This is a genomic window from Ferrovibrio sp., assembly GCF_965278975.1.
Lineage (GTDB): Bacteria > Pseudomonadota > Alphaproteobacteria > Ferrovibrionales > Ferrovibrionaceae > Ferrovibrio.
This window is the reverse complement of the sequence record NZ_OZ257126.1, coordinates 3872211-3894345: the sequence shown is the minus strand read 5'-3', so window position 1 is coordinate 3894345 and position 22135 is coordinate 3872211. Positions and strand designations below refer to the sequence as shown.

The following is a 22135-nucleotide window of genomic DNA, read 5'->3' as shown; positions in this document are numbered from 1 at the left end:
ATGAACTCGTGGATGCCCTGCCTGCGCAGGGCATGACGAAAACAAAAAACGTCATGCTCCGCGAAGGCGGAGCATCCACGCGTTGCTTTTTTTAAACCTTAAACCCGATGCGGAAGCCGCCCCAGTGGCGGCCCTGCACGTTGATCGGTGCCGACACGTCCTTCATCAGCAGCAGCATGCCGCCGCCCATGTCGCGGCGGTAGCATTGCAGCAGATAGGGCTTGGTGTTGCGGCCGCAGGCGAGGCCGACTGGATCGCCGAAGATGCGGCGGTTGCGGCTGTTGGCGGCATTCCACACCGGATCGCCGCCCTGGGGCTGGCTGTATTTCAGGTTATGGGTCGGCAGGAAGCCGTTGCGGTCGATGGCGGCGCAGAAGGCGATGCCGCTATTGGCCGAGAGGATCGGTTCCTGGATTTTCGGCAGATAGGCATCGGTGAATTTGACGAAGCGTGCCATATGCTGCTGTGGGTTGCTGCCCTGGATCGGCACATAATTCTCGTCGAACAGTTCCTCCAGGCGGATTTCGCCGCTGGCGATGCCGCGCTCGAAGATTTCCGTGATCTGCTGCGCGCCCTGCCTTGCGGCGCGCACGAAGGGCAGATCGGCGGCGGTGGTGACGAAAGCGGTCTGTTCCGCCAGGGCCGCCACCTGCTTGTCGATCACCTGGATCGATGACGACGTGCGCTGCACCACCGCCAGGTATTCCTTGGTGCCCTGATCCAGGCCACGGATGGCGCCGGCAACGCCGCGCACGCGGTCCACCTGCTCGCTGGAAGCCGTCTCGATATCGATAAGCTGCTGCCCCATGCTGTCGATGGCGCCGACGATCTGTTGCAGCACAGTGCCGGTTTCCGACACCAGCTCGACGCCGGAGCGCACCTTGTCATTCGACTGCTTGATGATGGCGCCGATATCCTTCGACGCATTGGCCGAGCGACCGGCCAGCGCCCGCACTTCCTGCGCCACGACGGCAAAACCCTTGCCGGCCTCGCCGGCACGAGCAGCTTCCACGGAAGCGTTCAGTGCCAGCAGGTTGGTCTGGAAGGCGATCTCGTTGATCAGCGAGGTGATCTCGGAAATGCGCTGCGACATTTCCGCCATCTCGTTCATCGCCTCGATCGAGCGGTTCACCACCTTGACGCCGTTCTCGGCCGCATTGCGGGTCTGCACCGCCTGCTGGTTGGCCCGCTTGGCGGCGGCCTCGTTGGCATGCGCCGCCTCGTTCAGGCTCTGGGTATCGCTGGTCACCTGGCTCAGGGAGTCAGACTGCGCCTCGGCCTTCTGCGCCAGGCCGGTGGCCTCGCGGTTGAGCTGCACGGTTGAGGCGGAAATCTCGTTCGCCGCCTGAAGAATGGTGCCGACCACTTCGCTCAGGCGGTGGATCGCCTGCTCGGCACCATCCCGCATGGCGCCGAAATCGCCGCCCTGGGTGTAGTCCATGCCATGAGAGAGGTCGCCTTCCGCCATGCGGGCGAAAAGCTGCTTCAATTCGCCGACCACTTCATCCAGCGTCTCCGCCATGTGGTTGAAGCTCTGCGCCAGTTCCTGGTTGTCGGCTGTGGTGACGCGGCGATGCAGCACGCCCTCGGCGATGGCGCCGCAAAGCTCGGCCACCGCCGTTACCGAAGCCTGGCCGGCGCGGGCCTGTTCGGCCGCCGCCTGTTCCAGTTCAGTCACCCGCAGCCGCAGCCCGTCGCGCTCGGCCTGCATGTCGCCCCATAGCGTATCAAGCCGCTCGAAATTGCCGAAATGGGCCGTGGGACGGGCGTTGGCCGGCAGGCCAGGCCAGCGCTGCAGCGCCTCGCTGAAACCGCCATCGCCGGCACTGCCGAGCACAAAAACCAGCCCCAGCAAGGCCAGCAGGACAATACCCAACAGGGCCCCCAGCCCCATTGTCTGCCCCAGCGTGTAGGCCGCCATGGCCGCCAGTACCACCATCACCAGAATAGGTACTCCGGCACGCAAACCCGACGGCAAACCTGAAATCGCCCGCATATTTCCTCCCAGGAAAATCACCCTTGGCTGGCGGGATCGAAGACCCGGTGCCGGGGTGTTATTTTTTGCTAATTCTAGTCATGCCGAAGCGATCAGGGAACGTCCTTTAAAGAGCAGCGGCAGCAGGCTTCTGCGACCTTAGTCGAAGTCCGTCGCGTCATGCGTCACAGATCGGACATCGAATCTTCATCGGGTTGTATTGCGCCCAGGCTATCCAGCCACTTACCCGCGCAACGTCTCGCCTATGCCCCCTCTGGACCAGCCCCCGACATGACCACTGATTCGCCTTCCAAGCCGCATATTCTTCAAGTTGGCCAGACCCGCGCCCAGGCCTACGAAGCCTCGCAGGATATCGGCATCAACACCGCCCCGACCGATGTATTCGCCGAGATCGCCGGGCGCCGTTATGGCCGCCGCGACCTGCTGAAGGGCCTGGCCGCCACCACGGCCCTGGCCGCCCTGCCCGCCGCCACCCTGCTGCCCGATGCGGCGGAAGCCCAGAGCAAAACACCGGCCCGCCACAGCTTCGCCTTCGCCGAAGTGAAGCATGGCGTTGACCGCACCCATCATGTGGCCGCCGGCTACACTGTCGATGTGCTGATCCGCTGGGGCGACCCGGTGACCGCCGATGCGCCGGCCTTCGATCCGCGCAACCAGACCGCCAGGGCGCAGCAGAAGCAGTTCGGCTACAACAACGACTATGTCGCCTATATGCCGCTGCCGCTGGGCAGCGGCAATCCGAACCGCGGCCTGCTGGTGGTGAACCACGAATATACCAACGAAGAACTGATGTTCCCGGGCCTCGGTCGCCAGGAAATGAAGGAAGTGAACTTCAAGGACATGACGCCAGAGCTGATCGCCATCGAGATGGCGGCGCATGGCATGAGCGTGGTGGAAATCCAGAAGACGCCGGAAGGCAAATGGTCGGTGGTGAGCGGCAGCCGCCATAACCGCCGCCTCGATGCGCTAGAAACCCCGTTCGAGATCACCGGCCCGGCCGCAGGCCATGCCCGCATGAAAACCAAGGCGGATGCCTCGGGCCGCCGCGCCATCGGCACGTTCAACAATTGCGCCGGCGGCGTCACGCCCTGGGGCACCGTGCTCTCGGGCGAGGAAAACATCCACGGCTATTTCTGGGGCAAGCTGGACGAGGCCAACCCGGAAGCGCGCAATCACAAGCGTTTCGGCGTGCCGGACAACTGGTATGCCTGGGGCAAGTTCCACGACCGCTTCGATGTAAACAAGGAGCCGAACGAGCCGAACCGCTATGGCTGGATCGTCGAGGTCGATCCCTACGATCCGCGCTCGGTGCCGAAGAAGCGCACGGCACTGGGCCGCGTGAAGCATGAAGGCGCCACGCCGGTGGTGAACCGGGATGGCCGCGTGGCGGTCTATTGCGGCGACGACGAACGCTTCGAGTATGTCTACAAGTTCGTCACCGCTGGCCGCTTCAACGCCAGTGACCGCGCCGCCAACATGAATCTGCTGGATAGCGGCACGCTGTATGTGGCGCGCTACAATGCCGATGGCAGCGGCGAGTGGCTGCCCGTGGTGTTTGGCCAGGGCCCGCTGACCGCCGCCAACGGCTTCCAGTCCCAGGCCGATGTGCTGATCGAGACCCGCCGTGCCGCTGACCTGCTGGGTGCCACCAAGATGGACCGGCCGGAGGAAGTGGAAGTCAATCCGGTGAGCGGCAAGGTCTATGCCATCCTGACCAACAACAATCGCCGCAAGACCGACCAGATCGATGGCAGCAACCCGCGTGCCAGCAACGAATGGGGCCAAATCGTCGAGATGCTGGAATCCAATGGCGACCATGCCGCCCTGCGCTTCACCTGGAACCTGCTGCTCAAGGGCGGCGATCCGCTGAACCCGGCGGTGGCCGGCTCCTATGGCCCGGAAACCAGCGTCAACGGCTGGTTCGCCTGCCCCGACAATGCCGCCTTCGACAGCCAGGGCCGCTTCTGGGTCGGCACCGACCAGGGTGAAGCCTGGCAGAAGGCCAGCGGCACCGCCGATGGCATCTGGGCGGTGGAAACCGAAGGCCCGAACCGTGGCAAGTCGAAGATGTTCTACCGCAACCCGGTCGGCGCCGAGATCTGCGGCCCCTACTTCACCCCCGACGACAAGAGCCTGTTCGTCTCGGTGCAGCACCCGGCCGCCGATGGCGCCGAGAGCTTCACCAAGAACGGCAAGGTCTCCAGCTTCGAGGATCCGGCCACCCGCTGGCCGGATTTCCGCGACGACATGCCGCCCCGGCCGTCGGTCATTGTGATCACCAAACTTGATGGCGGCGTTCTGGGTAGTTGATCCCCACCCCTTCACCCGTCTCCGCCGCCAGAGGCCCCCGGATATCCTGCCGGGGGCCTTTTTTTGCCCAGATGGTCCGTAAGCGGCTGATTTTAGCCCCAAAACTGGCCCTGTTCATTGCCCGGCCGCCCCGATATAACCTCGGGTGGCATTTAACATAGAAGTTATCGATTCGACGGACATGGCGACCAGAAAGGAACGCGCCCGCTTCATCAAGGCTCCCCAGGGCCTCAAGCAGCGTGCGGTCAATTACAAGACCGGGCTTGAGCTGAACCTCACCGACGAGGTCCGCTCCAAGATCGAAGCCACCATCATGGAGAGCAAGGATGAGTTCTCCAATGAAGTGCTGGGCAAACTGCGCGAAATGCGCCGCCTGGCGGCCGAAGCCGAGACCGACGAATTCCAGCGCATCTTTATCCTGAACAACATCACCGACCTGGCCTTCGACGTGAAGGGCATGGGCGGCACCTTCGGTTTCCCCCTGCTGACCCATCTGGCCAAGTCGCTGCATGACTTCATGGGCAAGATGGCGCTGCCGAACGACCGCCAGTTCGAGGTCATCTCGATCCACATCGACTCGCTTTATGTGGTGCTGGCGCGCGGCATCACCGGGGTCGGCGGCCGGCTGGAGAAGGAACTGCTCGACAGCCTGCGCATTGCCGTGGACAAGACCCAGGACCCGGTCGAATAATCGGGCCGCCTGCCGAAACAGGCTTAACGCCTGTTCACCATAAGCGTTTACGCTTCGCTTAACCTTTGCCGGCAGGATGCCGCCATGACCAGCGATGCCGATATCTGGCGAGCCGCCCGCGACCTGATCGCAGACCATGGCGCGCGCCACGCCGAAGTTCACGCCGCAGCCCGGGTGGACGAGATGTTCTCCAGCGGCAATTTTGTCGGCCACCTGCTGTGGCGCCGCATCCTCAAGGCCGTACGCGGCCTGAACGCGCAATCCAGCAGCCGGCCCGCCGCGAACGGCAGGCGCTAGGCTTCCAGCCTACTCTCTAGTTTCAGGTCTTGAGCGTGTTCGGGATGCCGCGCGCGCCTTCGATCGCCGAGCCGCGCAGATCGGCGTCGGTGAAATTGGCATACATCAGGTTTGAATCGCGCAGATCGGAGCAGATCAGCTTGGCGCCATGCAGGTTGGCATTAGCCAGATTGCATTGGCGCAAATCGGCGCCGCTCAGGTTCACCTGGGCCAGATGCGCGCCGGCCATGTACCAGCCGACCATCACGGCGCGGCGGCCCGAGGCCCCCTCGGTATCCACCCAGCGCATATGCTGGCGCACGGTCTCGTCCAGGATATGCTGCGCCACAGGCTCCGGCACGCGGGCATCGGAGCCCTTGAGCTGCTTGAACATATCCGGCGACAGATCGGCGAGGCGGAAATTCGCATCGCGCAGTTTGGCGCCCTTGAGCTGCACGGCGTTCAGCGTGGCATAGGAGAAATCCGCGCCTTCAAGATCGGCATTCTCCAGGATCGCACCATCGAGAATGGCGCCGACAAAAGAAGCGCCGAGCAGCTTGGCCTGGCTCAGGTTGGTATTGTGCAGGTTGCTCTCATTCAGCATCACCGTGCCGCCCTTGCCATGCGGCATGGTTGGCGGCTCGGTAAGCGGCCGCATATCGGCATTCTCGAACCGCGTGCCCTTGAGGATGGCGCGGGAGAGATCGGCACCGCGCAGGTTGGCCCAGATCATGCGCGCATTGGTCAGGTCCGCGCCGGAGAAATCGCAGCCCGACAGCACCGCCTGGCTGAAATCGACATCGCGCAGATCGGCGCAATAGAAGCGGCAGCCCTGGAAGATGGTGCGTTGCAGATTGGTGCCGGCCAGCTTGATGCCGGTGAGATCAGAGCCGCTTAAGGTGAGCTGCTTGCCGCGCGGAATCTTCGCATTCTTATTGGCCAGAAATACGCCGTGCTGGCGTATCTGGTCGAAAAATTCGGCATGGGCAGCGGCACTCTCGGTCATCGGGCCCTCCTGGGTCCATCATCCCGCAAAATGCCGTTGGATTCGTCAACAAATCCTTAAATTTTTGACTTAAATACCAGCCAGAGTGGCGCGGTATTTCACGCCAAGCGCGGCGTAATGGCGTGGCGTGTTCTGCATCATCGCCACCTCCTTGTCCTGGATCGGACGCAGGAACGCCGCCGGGCGGCCAGCCCAGAGTTCACCGGCCTTGACGCGCTTGCCTGGTGTGAGCAGTGCGCCGGCGGCCAGCATGCCACCGCCTTCGACGACACAGCCATCCATCACCGTCGCGGTCATGCCGACGAAGGCGCCATCCTCCAGCACGCAGCCATGCAGCAGCGCCATGTGGCCTACCGACACGTTGTCGCCGATGGTGGTGGAGAAACGGTCGGTGGTGACATGCACCACCGTACCATCCTGGATGTTGGTGCCGGCGCCGATGCGGATCGAATGCACGTCACCGCGCACGGTGACATTGAACCACAGCGAACTGCCGGCACCGATTTCCACATCGCCGACCACCACGGCATTCGGCGCGATGAAGGCATCCGCCGCGATGCGCGGATACTGGTCGCCGAAGGGCAGGATCAGCGGCTGCTGCACGGGCTTGGTCACGGGCATGGCAATCGGCCTTACGGGAACATCGCGAGCTGATCCAGCCCGACAGTCTCCGGGATGCCGTACATGACGTTGAAGTTCTGTACCGCCTGGCCGCTCGCACCCTTCATCAGGTTGTCGATGGTGCAGAACAGCATGGCACGGCCCTTCAAGCGATCGGCGAACACGCCGATATGCGCCAGGTTGGTGCCGCGCACATGACGGGTCTGCGGCGACACGCCCTGCGGCACCACCTTCACAAAGGCTTCGTCGGCATAACGCTTGACCAGCGTGGCCCGCAGGTCTTCCGCCGTGGCGCCATCTTTGAGCTTCACATAGATGCTCGACAGCATGCCGCGGCTCATCGGCATCAGATGCGGCGTGAAGTTGACCATGATCGGCTGGCCGGTGGCTTCCGAGAGGATCTGCTCGATCTCCGGGCCATGCCGATGCGAGGCAACGCCATAGGCATGCACGCCCTCGGTGACTTCGCAGAACAGCGAGCCTTCCTTGGCCGCGCGGCCGGCACCCGAAACGCCCGACTTGGCATCGATCACGATGTCATCGGGATCGATCTGGCCGGCCTGCAGCAGCGGGATCAGCGGCAGTTGCGCCGAGGTCGGATAGCAGCCCGGATTGGCCACCAGCCGCGCCTGCTTCACCTGGTCGCGGTAGACCTCGGTAAGGCCATAGACGGCTTCCTTCTGCAGCTCCGGGGCCCGGTGCTCATGGCCATACCACTTGGCGTAATCTTCCAGGCTGGTGAGCCGGAAATCGGCCGAGAGGTCGATCACCTTGAGATGCGTGGGCAGGCCCGCGATCACTTCCTGCGTGGTGCCATGCGGCAGCGCGCAGAACACGGCATCGACGCCGCTGAAATCCACTTCCTTGATCGTGACCAGCTTGGGCAGGTCATAGCCAAGGAATTGCGGGAACACGGTCTCGATGCCCTCGCCGGCCTTGCGGTCGGCGGTGAGCGCCACGATGCGGACGCGCGGATGCCGCACCAGCAGGCGGAGCAGCTCCGCGCCGGTATAACCGCTGGCACCCAAAATCGCGACCCGGATCGTATCCATGGTCCTGCACTCCTATCGGTTGGCGATGAAAACGCCGCATCGATATAGCGCCCGCCGGGCGGCAGGGGAATAGCTAAATTGTTCCGGTGCAATCCGGGGTTAGGCGATAGCCCGCATACTGGCGGGCGGCAGGTATTTATCCGACCAGATGGCGTCCACGGTGGCGACCTTGGACAGGTTATAGGCGCCGGCAATGGTGTTGATGCCACGCTGCAGCTTGGCCGGATCGATGGCGCCGAGGCCGAGCTTCCTGCCCTCCTCGGTTTTGACCTGATGAGTCAGCACCCATTCCAGGCGGTCCTGCTCGATATCCGGCTTCACCAGGGCATCGGCCTTCACCAGGGCGTCGGTCACCGCCTTGGAATTCTTCATCGCATCCTGCCAGCCGCGGCAAACGGCGCGGCAGATGCCCGGGATGGCGGCTTCGTTGTCCTTAAGGAATTTGCGCGAGACCACCACCGAGTTGCCATAGAAATCCAGGCCGTGATCGGCATAAAGCATGATCGAGACATCCTCGATCTTGTGGCCCAGGCCCTTCAGGTTCAGCCACACCGTGGAGTCAAAGCCGGTGACTGCATCGACTTCGCGGCGGATCAACTGGCTTTCGCGCAAGCGCAGATCGACATTATTGAACTTCACCGCCGCCGGATCGAGGCCGTTCACCTTGTAGAAAACCGGGAACAGCTTGAAGGCATTGTCCGTTAATGGCCCGCCCACGGTCTTGCCGATCAGGTCGGCCGGCTTGACGATCTTCGAGGATTTCCAGCTCACAATGGCGGCCGGCGTCACCTTGTAGATATTGAACACCGCCAGCGGCACCTGCTCCGGAAAGCCGGCATAGAATTCGCTCAGCGAGGTGAGATCGGCGAAGCTGGCATCATAGGTCATCGACGCCACGCGCTGTAACGCATCGGCGCCCGAGGCCGGGTCCATGGCGGTGATCTCGATGCCTTCGGCGGCGAAGTAGCCCTTCTCCAGCGCGTAGATGAACGGCGAGTTGGTGCCGTTGCGCGGCAGGTTGAGGGAGAATTTCACCGCCGTCTTTGCCGTCTGCGCATAAATCCGCTTCGGCATGAAAGGCGCGGCCAGGGCGGCAGCCGAGGTGGCAAGCAGCGCGCGGCGCGAAGGCTTCAGGATGGGGCGGGAGGTTTTGCCGGAAAGGCGGGTGGCGGGCATGGGAGGCTCCATTTGTTATGGTTCCCGCCATTCTAGGTCCTGCCTAGTTTTTGTCGCGCCTATAGATTCGGCAATTAGATCATAAGTTATTCAAAAACATTGACTATTTAAACACCACGCCGACATGCGGCGAAGCTAACCGCTTGATTGTATTCAATTCACGCGCAGCCCTTGAGCCAGACCCGCGCGGCGTCAATGTCATTGAAATAGCGTAGCCGCTCCTGCCCCACCTCGGTTTGCGTCCGGGCGCCGTGGGTAGCGGCATAGACTTCAGGATTGTCACGCCGCACGGCGGCGATGCGCCGCTGGTCGGCCCCTGCCCCGGCCTGCTCGCGAATCTGGCGTATGCGCAAGGCGAGCTGACGCACCGTTGCGGGATCTGGAATCCAGCGCGTGTGGCGCAGATCGAACAGAAAATTATAACCGCTGATCGCGGCGTCATCGAAACCGCCGGCAGTGTAGAGATCGATGATCTGCTGATCGGTCACAGGGCCAAGGAAGACGATGGTGGTGAGCCGTTCGTCGTCGTCGATCTCGAAAGCGACCTGTCCGGATAGTAGTGCCATGCCCCCCTGCAACCAACGCTTGGCTGATGCACTAGCATATAATGATCTGAGGGCGCGGCGCATCACAATCTCATCAGCATCAAAGGCCACATAAGCCACGCCAGAAATGATCATTACTCCAGGTTTTTCGCGGGAAAAAACGGTATACGACTGAGTAGGTTTCGCTATCTCCGCGAGCACAAAGAAAAATAAAGCGCTGATTACAATGGCGCGGATGCGGTATGTTTACACGCACGAGAAAGCGGTGTTACAAGCGATTTTGTCGGGAGAAAATCAAATCTCTGCCTGAAATCGGTGCGGCACATGCGGAGCATAAGCATCCTGGAGCAGCAGAAGATTGCGGCCACAAATGGCACCTGGAAATCGCCGCTGCTCCAAGCCGGTATCCTTGGGCTGGCGGTTTTCGCCGCATCCCTCTTCGGCATCTTCACGCGACCGATTGGTCAGCTTGCCGCCTTCTGGATTGCCAATGCCGTGCTGCTCGGCCTGCTGGTGCGCAATCCCTCCTGGTCAACACCGATTGGCTGGATTGCCGCTGCTTGCGGCTATATCGCCGCCGATCTGATTGCGGGCACCGCGCCAGGCAAGGCGCTATGGCTTTCCAGCGTCAACCTGGCCGGCGTCGCGGCGGGCCTGATCGTGTTCAGGCAGTTCAGCAACAGCATACGCCTGCTGAACAGTCCGCTTTCGGTGTTGCAGATGGTACTGGGGCTTGTGGGGGCATCCGCTGCCGGCGCAATTGCCGGTGCCTGCTCCGGCATCATGATGTTCGACTACGACCTGCTGCATACCGGAATCCTGTGGTTCGTCACCGAGCTGGTGAACTACATCGCCATCGTGCCGGTGATCCTGACTGCGCCGGATCTGCGGTTGGGACAGATCGAGCGGCGGCAAACTGCCTTCCGGCTTGCCACGCGCATCAGTCCGCTGCCCTTCCTGGCTCTGGTGGTTTCCTGCCTCGGCGCAAAATTCATCGGTGGCCCCGGCGCCGTGGCCGTACCGGTGCCGGCATTGCTGTGGTGTGCCGTATCCTATGGCCGCTTCACTACCGCGCTGCTGGCTCTGGCTTTCAGCGCCTATACCCTGCTGGCCTTGTCGACCGGTTTTATCGGCGAGGCAGGCACCACCCATAGCGGCGCAACGCTGCTCTCGATCCGGCTGGGTGTCATGCTGGTAGCGATCACGCCGATCACCGTTGCCAGTATCATGGCGGCCCGCCAGGAATTACTCGACCGCCTGCAGCATATCGCTGATCACGACCATCTTACCGGCGCACTGAACCGCCGCGCCTTCGACGAGCGTAGCCAGGTCGCCGCCGGCCGGCTTGCCGAGCAGTCCAGACCGAGCGCCATGCTGATGCTGGATATCGACCATTTCAAACGGCTAAATGACAGTTTCGGCCATGCCGCCGGTGATGCCGTGCTGATCACTCTGGCCCAGGTGGTGCAGCAGAACCTTCGCGCCAGTGACCTGTTCGCTCGCTTCGGCGGCGAGGAATTCGCCATCATGCTGCCGGATTGCGATCAGGCCAATGCTCTGATCATCGCGGAGCGCATACGCTTCGCTTTTGCCGCCGCCATAACCCTGGCGACCGACGGTACGCCTGTCCAGGCGACCGTCAGCATTGGCATATCCGGCGCACCACAGTCGGATGCGCCGCTGGCCTACCAGCTCGCCATGGCCGACAAGGCGCTCTACAAGGCCAAGGCCAATGGCCGCAACCAGGTGGCCCTCAGCACCGACGGCGCGGCCTAATCCAGCAGCCGCATCAGCCAGAGCGAGATCACCGGGAAGGCCGTGAGCAGGGCCAGCCGGACAATATCGACGGCGATGAAGGGCAGCACACCGCGATAGGTCGTTGCGATGGGTACATCCTTGGCGATGGCGCTGACCACGAACACATTCATGCCGATCGGCGGCGCGGTGAGGCCGATGCCCACCACCACCAGCACCAGGATGCCGAACCAGATCGCCACATCGTCCGGCGGCATGCCGAAATCCAGCGCCATCACCACCGGGAAGAAGATCGGCAAGGTGAGCAGGATCATTGCCAGTTCGTCCATCACCGCGCCAAGCACCAGATAGGCCACCAGCAGCAGCACCATCACGCCATAAGGCGGCAGGCCCGAGCCGGCAATGGTATCGGCAAGCTGCATCGGCAGTTGCGTCAAGGCCAGAAAGGCATTGAACACTTCGGCACCCAGCAGGATGGCGAAGATCATCGCCGCCGTTTCGCCGGTCTGCAGCAGGCAGGTCTTGATCGAGTCCCAGTTCAGTTCGCGCTGGCTCAGCGCCAGCAGGAAAGTCGCCATGGTGCCGACCGCCGCCCCCTCCGTGGGCGTGAAGATGCCGGCATAAATGCCGCCGAGAACCAGCAGCACCACGCCCATGAAGCCCCATACGCGCAGCAGCACGCGGCGGCGCTCCGGCCCTTGCAACTGGATTTCCTGCACCGGACCGGCGGCAGGATCGCGCCGCACCGTCCAGGCAATGGCGATGGTATAGAACACGGAAGCCAGTAGCCCCGGGATCAGCGCCGCCGAGAACAGCTTGACGATATTCTGTTCGGTAGAGATGGCGTAGACCACCAGGATGATCGACGGCGGAATCAGAATGCCGATCACGCCGCTGATCGCGATCGTGCCGGTAGCCAGCGCATTGCTGTATTTGTAGCGCTTCAGTTCCGGCAGCACGGCGCGGCCGAATGTAGCCGTGGTGGCGACCGACGAGCCGCAGATGGCAGCGAAGATGGTGGCCGCCCAGATCACCGCCATGGCCATGCCGCCGCGCACCTTGCCGACCATTGCCGCCGCTGCCAGGAACAGGTTGCGCGACTGGCCGCCGCGCTCGGCGAAAGCCCCCATCAGGATGAACAGCGCGATTACCGAAAGCGTGTAGTTCGAAAACAGATGATACGGCGTCGATTTCAGATAGTTCAGAAAGATCGCGCCGCTGGTCAGATGCGTGTAGCCGACACTGCCCACCACCAGCATTGCGAGGCCCACCGGCATGCGCAGGGCAATCAGCCCCAGCATTGCCACGAAGGCCGTAAGGCCAAGGATCAGGCCGCTCATGGCTTCCTCCGGATCATTGCCCAGGCGGTGGCAAGGGTGACGATGCAGAGTATGGCGGCCAGCACGGAAGCCACGCCGATGGCCCAGCCGGTCGGCAGTCCCAGCACCATGGAAACCGTGTTGCTCCTGATCGTGTCCATGGCACCGCGCAGCAATTGCAGCGAAATGATGCCAGCCATCACGGCATAGACGATATCCCACAGCACATCGAGCAGATCGCGGGCACGCCGCGGCAGCCAGTTGGTGAAGGTATCCACCACGATATTGCCGCGCCGTGCCTGGCAATAGGGCAGGAAGCAGAAGACCGACAACGCCGTAGCCATCTGCACGATCTCGAAATCGCCGCCGATGGCGCCCAGCCCGCTGCCACGTATCGCAACGCTGACCATGACCACGAAGGCCGAAGCCATCACCATCAAGCCGCCGAGGATTGCCAGCGGACGGGTGATGCCGGCCAGCACGGCGCGCTGCTCGTCGCCTGAAGTGTCGTTGTCATTCATGCCTGCTCACCCATCGCGGTTTGCCGCTTGCCCCCGCAACCCTCTTGCCACGCTTCCGCGCCGGCATCCATGTCTATTTCGTTTACACACATTACTTCGGTGCAAAAGAAATGCCCGGGTCGAAACCCGGGCATTCATTGCACCTGCAAACGGCATCAGGCCTTGTCGTACTTGGCCACCAGGGCGCGGGCCTGCTCCAGCATCTTGCCGCCATCGACGCCCTTGTCCTTCATCGCCTTGATCCAGTCATCGATCACCGGCTGCGTCGTCTTGCGCCAGCGCGCCGCTTCATCGGCGCTGATCGCGGTGATCGAATTGGAGCGCTTGCGCACCATGTCGGAAACCGCGAGGCCTTCGTTATCCCACATCTGCCCGGCCAGTTTGGCCAGTGCCTGGCCGGAATTGGCGTCCAGTATCTGCTTCAGATCAGCGGGCAGCGAGGCATACTTGGCCTTGTTCATCGCCAGGATGAAGGTGGCGGTGTAGAGCGTCGGCGAACCCGGGATCTCGATATGGTTCTTCACCAGTTCGTGCACCTTCACCGCGGGCACCACTTCCCACGGGATAACGCAGCCATCGAGCACCTTCTGCGCCAGCGCCTCGGGCAGCTGCGGAATCGGCATCGGGATGCCGGTGGCGCCCAATGCTTTCAGCGCTTCGCCGGCAAAGCGCGTCGGCGAGCGCAGCTTCATGCCCTTGAGGTCCTCCATGGTCTTGACCGGCTTGGAGGCGTGGATCAGGCCACCGTCATGCGACCAGACCACGATGGGATGCACTTCCTTGAATTCCTCGCGCAGGTAGGTCTCGTAGAATTCCTGCGTCGCCTGGGCATTGGCGATGCCGCGCTTGGCGGCGACGAAAGGCAGTTCGAATACTTCAACGCCCGGGAAACGGCCCGGCGTGTTGCCCGGCAGGGTCCAGACCAGATCGGCAACGCCATCGCGCGCCTGATCGAACAACTGCGGCGGAGCGCCGCCAAGCTGCATCGCCGGGAAAATATCCACCTTCAGGCGGCCGCCGGACTCGGTTTCCAGCTTCTTCGCCCAGGGCGTCCACAGCTTGGTATGCACATTGGACACGGCGGGCAGGAAATGGTGCAGCTTCAAGGTCACCTGCGCCTGTGCGCGGGCGTTGCGGATGACCATTGGTGAAGCCACGGCGGCAGCACCGGCAAGGGTCAGGAAACGGCGACGACCGATACCCATAGTTTCACTCCCTGGTTGGTTTCTTGTTGTCTAACGGGCAGTTTAGGCGCAGATTCTATCATAATAAAGGTATGTTGAGATTATAGTTTGATGCCTTTCCATATCATTCCAGATATGGAAAGCCCTTCCCCATTCCGGCCCGGTGCGTAAAATCCCCCTGTCACGGCGGTTCACCCAAAGGCTGAAATGCTTTACGGTGCGACCGCTTAGCAGAGGCGCTCATGCTGGTATTGATCGACAATTACGACAGCTTCACCTGGAACCTGGTCCACTATTTCGGGATGCTGGGCCAGAAAGTGGAAGTATTCCGCAACGACGAGAAGTCGGTGCGCGAGGTTATGGCGCTGAAGCCGAACGGCATCGTGCTGTCTCCCGGACCCTGCGATCCGGACCGCGCCGGCATCTGCCTGGACCTGATCCATGCCGCTTCCGATACCACGCCGATCTTCGGCGTCTGCCTGGGGCATCAGGCCATCGGCCAGGCTTTCGGCGGCCAGGTGGTGCGCGCGCCGAAGCCGCTGCATGGCAAGCTGAGCCGCATCAAGCATGACAACACAGGCGTATTCGCCGGACTGCCGCAGGATTTCCTCGCTACCCGCTATCACTCGCTGACCGTGGCGCCCGAGACCATGCCGAATTCGCTGCGCGGCAATGCCTATGCCGAGGATGGCGTGATGATGGGCCTGGCCCATGCCGCCCTGCCGGTGCATGGCGTGCAGTTCCACCCCGAAAGCATCGCCTCCGAACATGGCCTGCGCATGCTGGCGAATTTCCTGCGCGGCTGCGGCCTCGGCGTTGAGGACGAGGTGCTGGAAAAGGCCGTGAAGGCGCAAGCCAGCCAGGGCCAGTCCAGCCAGAGTCAGCCTGGGGGCCAGGCGGCATGAGCGCCGATATCGACAGTTTCAAGCGCCTGCTCAACCAGGTGGCCGGCGGTGCCTCTTTAAGCGTCGAAGATTCCCGCCTCGCCTTTGACGTGATGATGTCTGGCAATGCCACGCCGTCGCAGATGGGCGGCTTCCTGATGGCGTTGCGCGTGCGCGGCGAGACGGTGGACGAGATCACCGGCGGCGCGCTGACCTTGCGCGCCAAGGTCACCAGTGTGAAGGCGCCCGATGGCGCCATCGACATTGTCGGCACCGGCGGCGATGCCAAGGGCACCTGGAATGTCTCCACCTGCTCGGCCCTGGTGGTGGCGGGTGCGGGCGTGCCGGTCGCCAAGCATGGCAACCGCGCGCTGTCATCCAAGACCGGCGCCGCAGACGTACTTACCGCCCTGGGCGTCAATATCGATTGCGACATGCGGTTGATCGAGAAGGCTATCAATGAAGCCGGTGTCGGCTTCCTGATGGCACCGCGCCATCATGGCGCCATGCGCCATGTCGGCCCGACCCGCGTTGAACTCGGCACCCGCACCATCTTCAACCTGCTTGGGCCGCTCTCCAATCCGGCTTTTGTGAAACGCCAGTTGCTTGGCGTGTTCGCCAGGCAATGGGTGCGGCCGCTGGCGGAAGTGATGGGCAAGCTCGGTTCCGAGCGCGTCTGGGTCATGCATGGCTCGGACGGCCTGGATGAAATGACCCTCACCGGCCCGACCTATGTGTCGGAACTCAATAACGGCATGGTGACGGATTTCGAAGTGGTGCCGGAAGATGCCGGCCTCTCGCGCGTGCCGTTCGACCTGCTGAAAGGCGATGATCCGGTGACCAATGCCGTGGCATTGCGCGGCGTGCTCGGCGGCGAGAAGAACGCCTTCCGCGATATCGTGCTGCTCAATGCCGGCGCCGCACTGCTGATTGCCGGCCGCGCCAAGGACTTGAAGGAAGGTGCGCGGATTGCCGCCGATGCCATCGACAGCGGCAAGGCACGGGCCACGCTGGCGAAGCTGGTGGAGATCACCCACGAGACCATCCCGGAGGTCGCCAGTGAGTGACGTGCTGGCGAAAATCTGCGACGACAAGCTGGTGCATATCGCCAAGGCCAAGGCCGCCAAAAGCTATGCCGAAGTGGAAGCCGAGGCGCGCCTGACCGTGCCGCCGCGTGGTTTCCATGCCGCGCTGAAAGCCAAGGTTGCCGCTGGTGGCTATGGCCTGATCGCCGAGATCAAGAAAGCCTCGCCTTCCAAGGGCCTGATCCGCGCCGATTTCGATCCGCCCTCACTGGCCCGCGCCTATCAGGATGGGGGAGCCGCCTGCCTCAGCGTGCTCACCGACGAGCCGTATTTCCAGGGCAGCGATCAATATCTCCGGCAGGCCCGCGCCGCCGTGCCGCTGCCGATCATCCGCAAGGATTTCATGCTCGACACCTACCAGGTGGCCGAAGCGCGCGCGCTGGGCGCCGATTGCATCCTGCTGATCATGGCGTGTTTAAGCGATGCCCAGGCCGCCGAACTGGAAGCCGCCGCGATTGCTTTCGGCCTTGATGTGCTGGTGGAAGTGCATGATGCAGCCGAAACCGAGCGGGCGCTGAAACTGAAATCGAGGCTGCTCGGCGTCAACAACCGCAATCTCAAGACGCTGGATGTGGACCTCGCCACTTCCGAGGCGCTCTCCGCCCTGGTGCCGGCAGGCTACACGCTGGTATCTGAGTCCGGCCTCTACACCAAGGCCGATCTCGACCGCATGGCCAGGATCGGCGCACATTGCTTCCTGGTCGGCGAAAGCCTGATGCGCCAGCCGGATGTCCGTGCGGCAACGCAATTGCTGCTGACCGGCAAGGCTTAATAATCATGGCGAAAGCAAAGCTCTCGCATCTCGACGACCAGGGCCATGCCCATATGGTCGATGTCTCCGACAAGGCCGAGACCGAGCGCGTAGCCATGGCCGGCGCCCGCGTGCATATGCAGGCAGCCACGCTGAAACTGATCCTCTCGGGCAATGCGCCAAAGGGCGATGTGCTGGCAACGGCACGGATCGCCGGCATCATGGCGGCGAAGCGGACGCATGAACTGATTCCGCTCTGCCATCCGCTGGCCCTGACCAAGGTGACGGTGGAATTGAAGCCGGTGCGCAAGCTCAACTGCATCGACATCACCGCCACCTGCAAGCTCAAGGGCAAGACCGGCGTGGAGATGGAAGCTCTCACCGCCGCCAGTGTGACAGCATTGACGCTCTACGACATGGTGAAAGCCGTGGATCGCGGCATGACCATCACCGATCTGCGCCTGCTGCATAAATCCGGCGGCAAGTCCGGCACCTTCGAGGCGAAATGATCCCGGTAAACCCATGATCCCGGTGAGCGACGCCCGCGCCCGCATCCTGGCCGCGCTGCCACGCATGCCGGCTGAAACGGTGTCGCTTAAAAGCAGTCTGGGCCGTGTACTGGCGGAGGCCCTGACGGCGCGCCGTACCCAGCCGCCCTTCGCCGTCAGCGCCATGGATGGCTGGGCCGCGCGCCAGGCAGATCTCGGCAGCATCCCCACCACCTTGACACCGATCGGTGCCGTTGCCGCCGGTGGCCGCTTCGAGGGTATTGTCGGCCTGGGTGAGACCGTACGCATCTTCACTGGTGCGCCGCTGCCCGCCGGCGCCGATGCCATCGTGATCCAGGAAGACGCCGATCTGGGCGGCGATGGCCTGCTCACCGTGCGCGAGGCGCCAAAGCCGGGCCAGTGGATCCGCCGCGCCGGCCTCGATTTCAACGAGGGCGACGCGCTGCTGCCCGAGGGCCGCCTGCTCGGGCCGACAGATATTGCCCTGGCCGCCGCGATGAACCGGCCCTGGCTGCCGGTGCGGCGCAAGCCACGCATCGCCGTGCTGGCGACAGGCGACGAACTCGCCCGCCCCGGCGATCCCATCGGCCAGAACCAGATCGTGTCGTCAAACAATTTCGGCATCTGCGCCCTGGTGACGGAGGCCGGTGGCGAGGCCGTCGATCTGGGTATCGCGCGCGACACGGAAGCAGACTTGCGCGAGAAGGCGGAAGCCGGCGCCGGCTGCGACCTGCTGATCACGCTGGGCGGTGCCAGCGTCGGCGAACATGACCTGATCCACAAGGTATTGGGCGCCGGCAGCGGCGGCATCGATTTCTGGAAGATCGCCATGCGGCCGGGCAAGCCGCTGATGTTCGGCCGCGCCGATCTGCGCGACAAAGGCAGCATTCCGCTGCTCGGCCTGCCCGGCAATCCGGTTTCGGCCATGGTCTGCGGCCAGTTGTTCCTGCGCCCGGCGATCTTCGCCATGCTGGGCCTCGACTGGAGCCTGCCGACCGAACTGGTGCCGAGCGCCACGGATCTGGCCGCCAACGACAAACGCGAGGATTACCTGCGCGCCCGGCTGCGCCAGGATGCCGAGGGCCGCGTGACGGTGGATGCCTCGTCGAAGCAGGATAGCTCCATGCTCCGCCTGCTCACCGACGCCGATGGCCTGGTGATCCGCCCAGCCCTGGCACCGCCGGTAAAAGCCGGTGAGATGGTGCCGTTCCTCAGACTGCGGCGCTGATTATGCAAGTCACACTCCTTGGCACCGGCTGCCCGCAAGTCTCCACCGAGCGTTATGGCCCGGCCAGCCTGCTCGACTGGCAGGACAAGCATTATCTGGTGGATTGCGGCTCCGGCGTGACCCAGCGGCTGCTTGGCGCCGGTTCCGCCGGCAAGCGGCTGGACGCCATCCTGCTGACGCATCTGCATTCCGACCATCTGGTCGATCTCTACCAGTTGATCGTTTCCTCCTGGCATCAGGGCCGCGACAAGCCCCAGCGCATCTATGGCCCGCGCGGCACCAAGGCCTATACCGCCGGCCTGATGGCCCTGTGGAAGCCGGAGTTGGACGCCCGCATCGCCCATGAGAAACGCCCCAGCACCACGGCCTTGCAGCTTGAGGTGACGGAACTGGAGGACGGCATGGTGATCCGTGAAGGCGGACTGAGCATCACCGCCATCGCCGTGCGGCACCAGCCGGTGACGGCGGCCTTCGGCTTCGTATTCGATGATGGCAAGCACCGCGTCGGTTTCAGCGGCGATACCGCCTATTGCCCGGAACTGATCGCTGCCGCGAAAGATGCCGATGCCCTGGTGCATGAATGTTTCATCCACCGCGAGATGCTGGCCCTGCCCGGTGTGCGCGGGCCGGAAACCATCCAGAGCGTGGCGAGCTACCACACGCTGTCCACCGAAGTCGGCAAGGTCGCCCGCGAGGCACAGGTGAAATGCCTGATCCTCAACCACTTCGTGCCGGTGGTGTTCGACCGCGCCAAGCTGCTGGCGGAAGTGCGCGCCGATTTCACCGGCCCGGTGCTGGTGGGTGAAGACCTGATGCGCTTCGATTGCGCAAGCCGCAGCATCAGCCACCGCGACGCGGTGATCGCGCTGCCGTCCTAGAACAGCAGCCGCGCCGCCTCGGCCATTTCCTCTGGCAAAAGCTTCGGGTTCGGTGGCACCGGGCCATAGCCCAGCAGATAATCTATGGCACGCCTGCCCTGCGTGTCGGCCTGATATGGGTCGGCACCGGCCCTGAGCAGCCGCTTGATTATCGGCAAGGAAGCATTGGCCGCCGCATACATCAGCGGTGTGCGAGCATCATGGCGCAACGGCTGTTGCGTATCCTGGCTCAGCCATGTGCTGGTATTCACTTGCGCGCCGGCTTGCAGGAGATGGCCCATGCTTTCCTGCAAATCGAATTGTGCCGCTGCCATGAGCGCGGTCTTGCCAAAGAAATTGCCCTCATTCACATCAATGCCGGCCTTCAGCAGCAGCGGCAAGGCTTCGTGATAGCCGATGGCGCTATGCAGCAAGGGTTCGGCCCAGCCACATCCCGCAGCCTGAGCTTTCTGCTTAAGCTCATTTCCGGCAATTCTGGCGGCGATCTCGCTCAACGGCGCGCGTTCCAGCAAGCCGCGCCGGATCGCATCCGAGCCAGAAACACCAGCGGCAGGCTGGGGAAGATCAATGGCATCCTGCATCATGCCGGCTCCGCAATCGGCGCCATAGACAAGGCTGAACAGGCCATTCCTGGCGGCCAACCGGCGCTCATCATCGCTCAGGTTCTGCGGTGCGTAATAGCGCACCAATGCTTCCAAGGCGTTTTCGTAATACTGCTTTACACGCAGGCTGATGCGGTAATTCGCCAGGCTGGCCAGCCCCCACATTTCATAAGGAAAGGCAACACCAGGATCTTCGAATTCCAGATAATAACGCGGGTTCAGGGCCACCCGGCTCAAGGTCGCGGCCTTCTCCACATAATGCCCCTTGACCATTGTGCCCTGGTAGCTGTTCAGGAAGTCGCCATCGGCTGCTGTCGATGCCTGCTGAAAAGCCTCTACTGCTTCAGTGGGAAAGCCACGGATATCGCCACGCAAGCCACAACCGGAAGCCGGCAATGCATAATCATTGCCGCTATAGAAAGCCGGCACGGTCGCCTCGATCAGTTCCGGCCTGGCCTGCAACACGGCACAGGGAATCAGATAACTGCGATAACTCTTCTCCTGCACATCCTTGCCGGTGAAGGATGCCCAGCGGATAAAGGCGATCAGCGATTCATCGCTGCCGTCATACTCCACCGGTTCATCCAATGTGCCGGATACGCTGCTGTTTTCGTCATACGGCGAGAGATACGGCCATAATTTCTTGCTCAGCGCTTCGATCCGCTGCCGCAGCATCGGATCGGCGGAACGAAAAGCGTGCAGGAACAGGATGTAATCCAGGATGCCTCGCGGCGCCTCCTCCGCAGCTTTAGCAAGCAGAGGCTCCGCGGCATCTGGGTTCTCGGCCATGTAGCCAATGGCTTGCTGGAGATTCCAAGGCAAGGCAGGCGTGGCTTGCGGCGCCTGAGACCGCGGCGCGGCACTCCCAGCCGGCGCCTTGCGCTCGTTGACCGGCAACTGTTTCAATTCATGCCACTGCTTTTCCAACGCGGCGTAATCAACTTCGGCGGCATATTTGTAATCCGGGCAAGACAGCAGATTGACGCTGAGTGGGCCGAATTGCCGGTGAAGCGCCGCCATTTCCACCGCACGTCCCAGCAGAACACGGCATGGCAAAGCCAGCAGCATCGGTTCGGGGTAGTAATTCGCGCCGCGTATCAGCGGGTTAGTGTTATCCCCAACCGGCCCGGTATGGCGGTAATAGAGCCAGGCATCCGCCTTGCGCAAAGCGGCGAACAGGCGGGCCAGCGCACTTCCCCGTTCATCACTTAGCTGGCGGGAGGCATGATCAAGAGCGAGATAAAATGCCGCCTCGGGAATACCCCCTGGGCGCCGTTCAGCAAGATCGATGACGCCATTCCACTCGATGGCTGCCGGCTGCAGGTCCGGCAGGCGGCGATACATCTCCGTCAGGCTTGCATCCATCCCCGCCATATCACCGCGCAGATACTGCGCCAAGGCAGTCACGATCAGCGTCAATGGCTGGGCGTCGTCTTTGGCCGGCAACGGCCAAGGCTCCTGCCCGGCTGCCACCCGCTCCAGGTTGGATTGCAGGTAGGCAACAAGGCGGCGGAAATCATCATAGGCGCCTGGCCGGCTGTCGGTTAGAACGGCGATGGGCAGCGATTGCTCAATCGTGGTTTCAGGTATGGCGGGTGCAGCCTTGTGGCTTGCCTGCAAAACCCAAACCGCTACGCCGCCCAGCACCACCAGCAACGCCAGACCAGCAACCACGCGCCTGTTCATTGATGCACCCATTGGCCGAAAGCAGACCCGGATTTTATACTGATTCGACAGGCATGGCAG

General features: G+C 62.8%; 20 protein-coding genes. 10 read left to right on the top strand and 10 right to left on the bottom strand.

Going from position 1 to position 22135, the window contains the following annotated elements:
- Positions 1-91 precede the first annotated feature (91 nt).
- Entirely contained in the window at positions 92-1996 is a 1905-nt protein-coding gene (locus ACQY7X_RS18480; RefSeq protein WP_428246886.1) for a methyl-accepting chemotaxis protein, read from the bottom strand.
- 270 nt (positions 1997-2266) lie between these two features.
- On the opposite strand from ACQY7X_RS18480, the gene ACQY7X_RS18475 reads away from it, so the two are divergent.
- The 3 genes from ACQY7X_RS18475 to ACQY7X_RS18465 all read left to right on the top strand — a co-directional run bounded on the left by ACQY7X_RS18475 (position 2267) and on the right by ACQY7X_RS18465 (position 5294).
- Positions 2267-4306: a PhoX family protein gene (locus ACQY7X_RS18475; protein ID WP_428246885.1), complete on the top strand. Its 2040-nt coding sequence runs from the start codon at positions 2267-2269 to the stop codon at positions 4304-4306.
- 181 nt (positions 4307-4487) lie between these two features.
- A complete protein-coding gene (locus ACQY7X_RS18470) occupies positions 4488-4997 on the top strand; it encodes a hypothetical protein (protein ID WP_428246884.1) in 510 nt (169 codons plus the stop codon).
- An 84-nt stretch (positions 4998-5081) separates the two neighbouring features.
- Entirely contained in the window at positions 5082-5294 is a 213-nt protein-coding gene (locus ACQY7X_RS18465) for a hypothetical protein (protein ID WP_428246883.1), read from the top strand.
- 22 nt (positions 5295-5316) lie between these two features.
- On the opposite strand, the gene ACQY7X_RS18460 is transcribed toward ACQY7X_RS18465, so the two are convergent.
- The 5 genes from ACQY7X_RS18460 to ACQY7X_RS18440 all read right to left on the bottom strand — a co-directional run bounded on the left by ACQY7X_RS18460 (position 5317) and on the right by ACQY7X_RS18440 (position 9808).
- Positions 5317-6279, bottom strand: coding sequence for a pentapeptide repeat-containing protein (locus ACQY7X_RS18460; protein WP_428246882.1), 963 nt, complete (start codon positions 6277-6279; stop codon positions 5317-5319).
- A gap of 69 nt (positions 6280-6348) precedes the next feature.
- Positions 6349-6900, bottom strand: coding sequence for a gamma carbonic anhydrase family protein (locus ACQY7X_RS18455; protein ID WP_428246881.1), 552 nt, complete (start codon positions 6898-6900; stop codon positions 6349-6351).
- Between the two features lie 11 nt (positions 6901-6911).
- The gene (argC, locus tag ACQY7X_RS18450) at positions 6912-7952 is read right to left on the bottom strand and encodes an N-acetyl-gamma-glutamyl-phosphate reductase (protein WP_428246880.1); all 1041 of its coding nucleotides are present in this window, start codon (positions 7950-7952) and stop codon (positions 6912-6914) included.
- Between the two features lie 99 nt (positions 7953-8051).
- Positions 8052-9128 (bottom strand): ABC transporter substrate-binding protein, encoded by a 1077-nt coding sequence (locus ACQY7X_RS18445; protein ID WP_428246879.1) that lies wholly within the window; start codon positions 9126-9128, stop codon positions 8052-8054.
- Between the two features lie 158 nt (positions 9129-9286).
- A complete protein-coding gene (locus ACQY7X_RS18440) occupies positions 9287-9808 on the bottom strand; it encodes a hypothetical protein (RefSeq protein ID WP_428246878.1) in 522 nt (173 codons plus the stop codon).
- 189 nt (positions 9809-9997) lie between these two features.
- On the opposite strand from ACQY7X_RS18440, the gene ACQY7X_RS18435 reads away from it, so the two are divergent.
- A complete protein-coding gene (locus tag ACQY7X_RS18435) occupies positions 9998-11449 on the top strand; it encodes a diguanylate cyclase (protein WP_428246877.1) in 1452 nt (483 codons plus the stop codon).
- Here the strand turns inward: ACQY7X_RS18435 and ACQY7X_RS18430 are convergent.
- From ACQY7X_RS18430 to ACQY7X_RS18420, 3 genes are all read right to left on the bottom strand, one after another.
- Entirely contained in the window at positions 11446-12768 is a 1323-nt protein-coding gene (locus tag ACQY7X_RS18430; RefSeq protein ID WP_428246876.1) for a TRAP transporter large permease, read from the bottom strand. The genes ACQY7X_RS18435 and ACQY7X_RS18430 overlap by 4 nt on opposite strands.
- Complete coding sequence (locus ACQY7X_RS18425) at positions 12765-13268, bottom strand: TRAP transporter small permease (RefSeq protein WP_428246875.1); 504 nt, start codon at positions 13266-13268, stop codon at positions 12765-12767. The genes ACQY7X_RS18430 and ACQY7X_RS18425 overlap by 4 nt, the downstream gene beginning before the upstream one ends.
- A gap of 155 nt (positions 13269-13423) precedes the next feature.
- Positions 13424-14473 carry a TRAP transporter substrate-binding protein gene (locus ACQY7X_RS18420; RefSeq protein WP_428246874.1) on the bottom strand — a complete coding sequence of 350 codons (1050 nt, stop codon included), beginning with the start codon at positions 14471-14473 and terminating at the stop codon, positions 13424-13426.
- Between the two features lie 221 nt (positions 14474-14694).
- On the opposite strand from ACQY7X_RS18420, the gene ACQY7X_RS18415 reads away from it, so the two are divergent.
- The 6 genes from ACQY7X_RS18415 to ACQY7X_RS18390 are packed head-to-tail and all read left to right on the top strand — an operon-like array spanning position 14695 to position 19787.
- The gene (locus ACQY7X_RS18415) at positions 14695-15357 is read left to right on the top strand and encodes an anthranilate synthase component II (protein WP_428246873.1); all 663 of its coding nucleotides are present in this window, start codon (positions 14695-14697) and stop codon (positions 15355-15357) included.
- On the top strand, positions 15354-16403 hold the full coding sequence (trpD, locus tag ACQY7X_RS18410) for an anthranilate phosphoribosyltransferase (protein WP_428246872.1): 1050 nt from the start codon (positions 15354-15356) through the stop codon (positions 16401-16403). Before ACQY7X_RS18415 ends, trpD begins: the two co-directional genes overlap by 4 nt.
- Positions 16396-17193, top strand: a complete 798-nt coding sequence (gene trpC, locus ACQY7X_RS18405) for an indole-3-glycerol phosphate synthase TrpC (RefSeq protein ID WP_428246871.1) — start codon at positions 16396-16398, stop codon at positions 17191-17193. The genes trpD and trpC overlap by 8 nt, the downstream gene beginning before the upstream one ends.
- A gap of 5 nt (positions 17194-17198) precedes the next feature.
- Entirely contained in the window at positions 17199-17681 is a 483-nt protein-coding gene (gene moaC, locus ACQY7X_RS18400) for a cyclic pyranopterin monophosphate synthase MoaC (RefSeq protein WP_428246870.1), read from the top strand.
- A 13-nt stretch (positions 17682-17694) separates the two neighbouring features.
- On the top strand, positions 17695-18909 hold the full coding sequence (locus ACQY7X_RS18395; protein ID WP_428246869.1) for a molybdopterin molybdotransferase MoeA: 1215 nt from the start codon (positions 17695-17697) through the stop codon (positions 18907-18909).
- A 2-nt stretch (positions 18910-18911) separates the two neighbouring features.
- On the top strand, positions 18912-19787 hold the full coding sequence (locus ACQY7X_RS18390) for an MBL fold metallo-hydrolase (protein WP_428246868.1): 876 nt from the start codon (positions 18912-18914) through the stop codon (positions 19785-19787).
- Here ACQY7X_RS18390 and ACQY7X_RS18385 read toward each other — a convergent pair.
- On the bottom strand, positions 19784-22075 hold the full coding sequence (locus tag ACQY7X_RS18385; RefSeq protein WP_428246867.1) for an ankyrin repeat domain-containing protein: 2292 nt from the start codon (positions 22073-22075) through the stop codon (positions 19784-19786). The two genes, ACQY7X_RS18390 and ACQY7X_RS18385, sit on opposite strands and share 4 nt — an antisense overlap.
- Between the last annotated feature and the right edge of the window lie 60 nt (positions 22076-22135).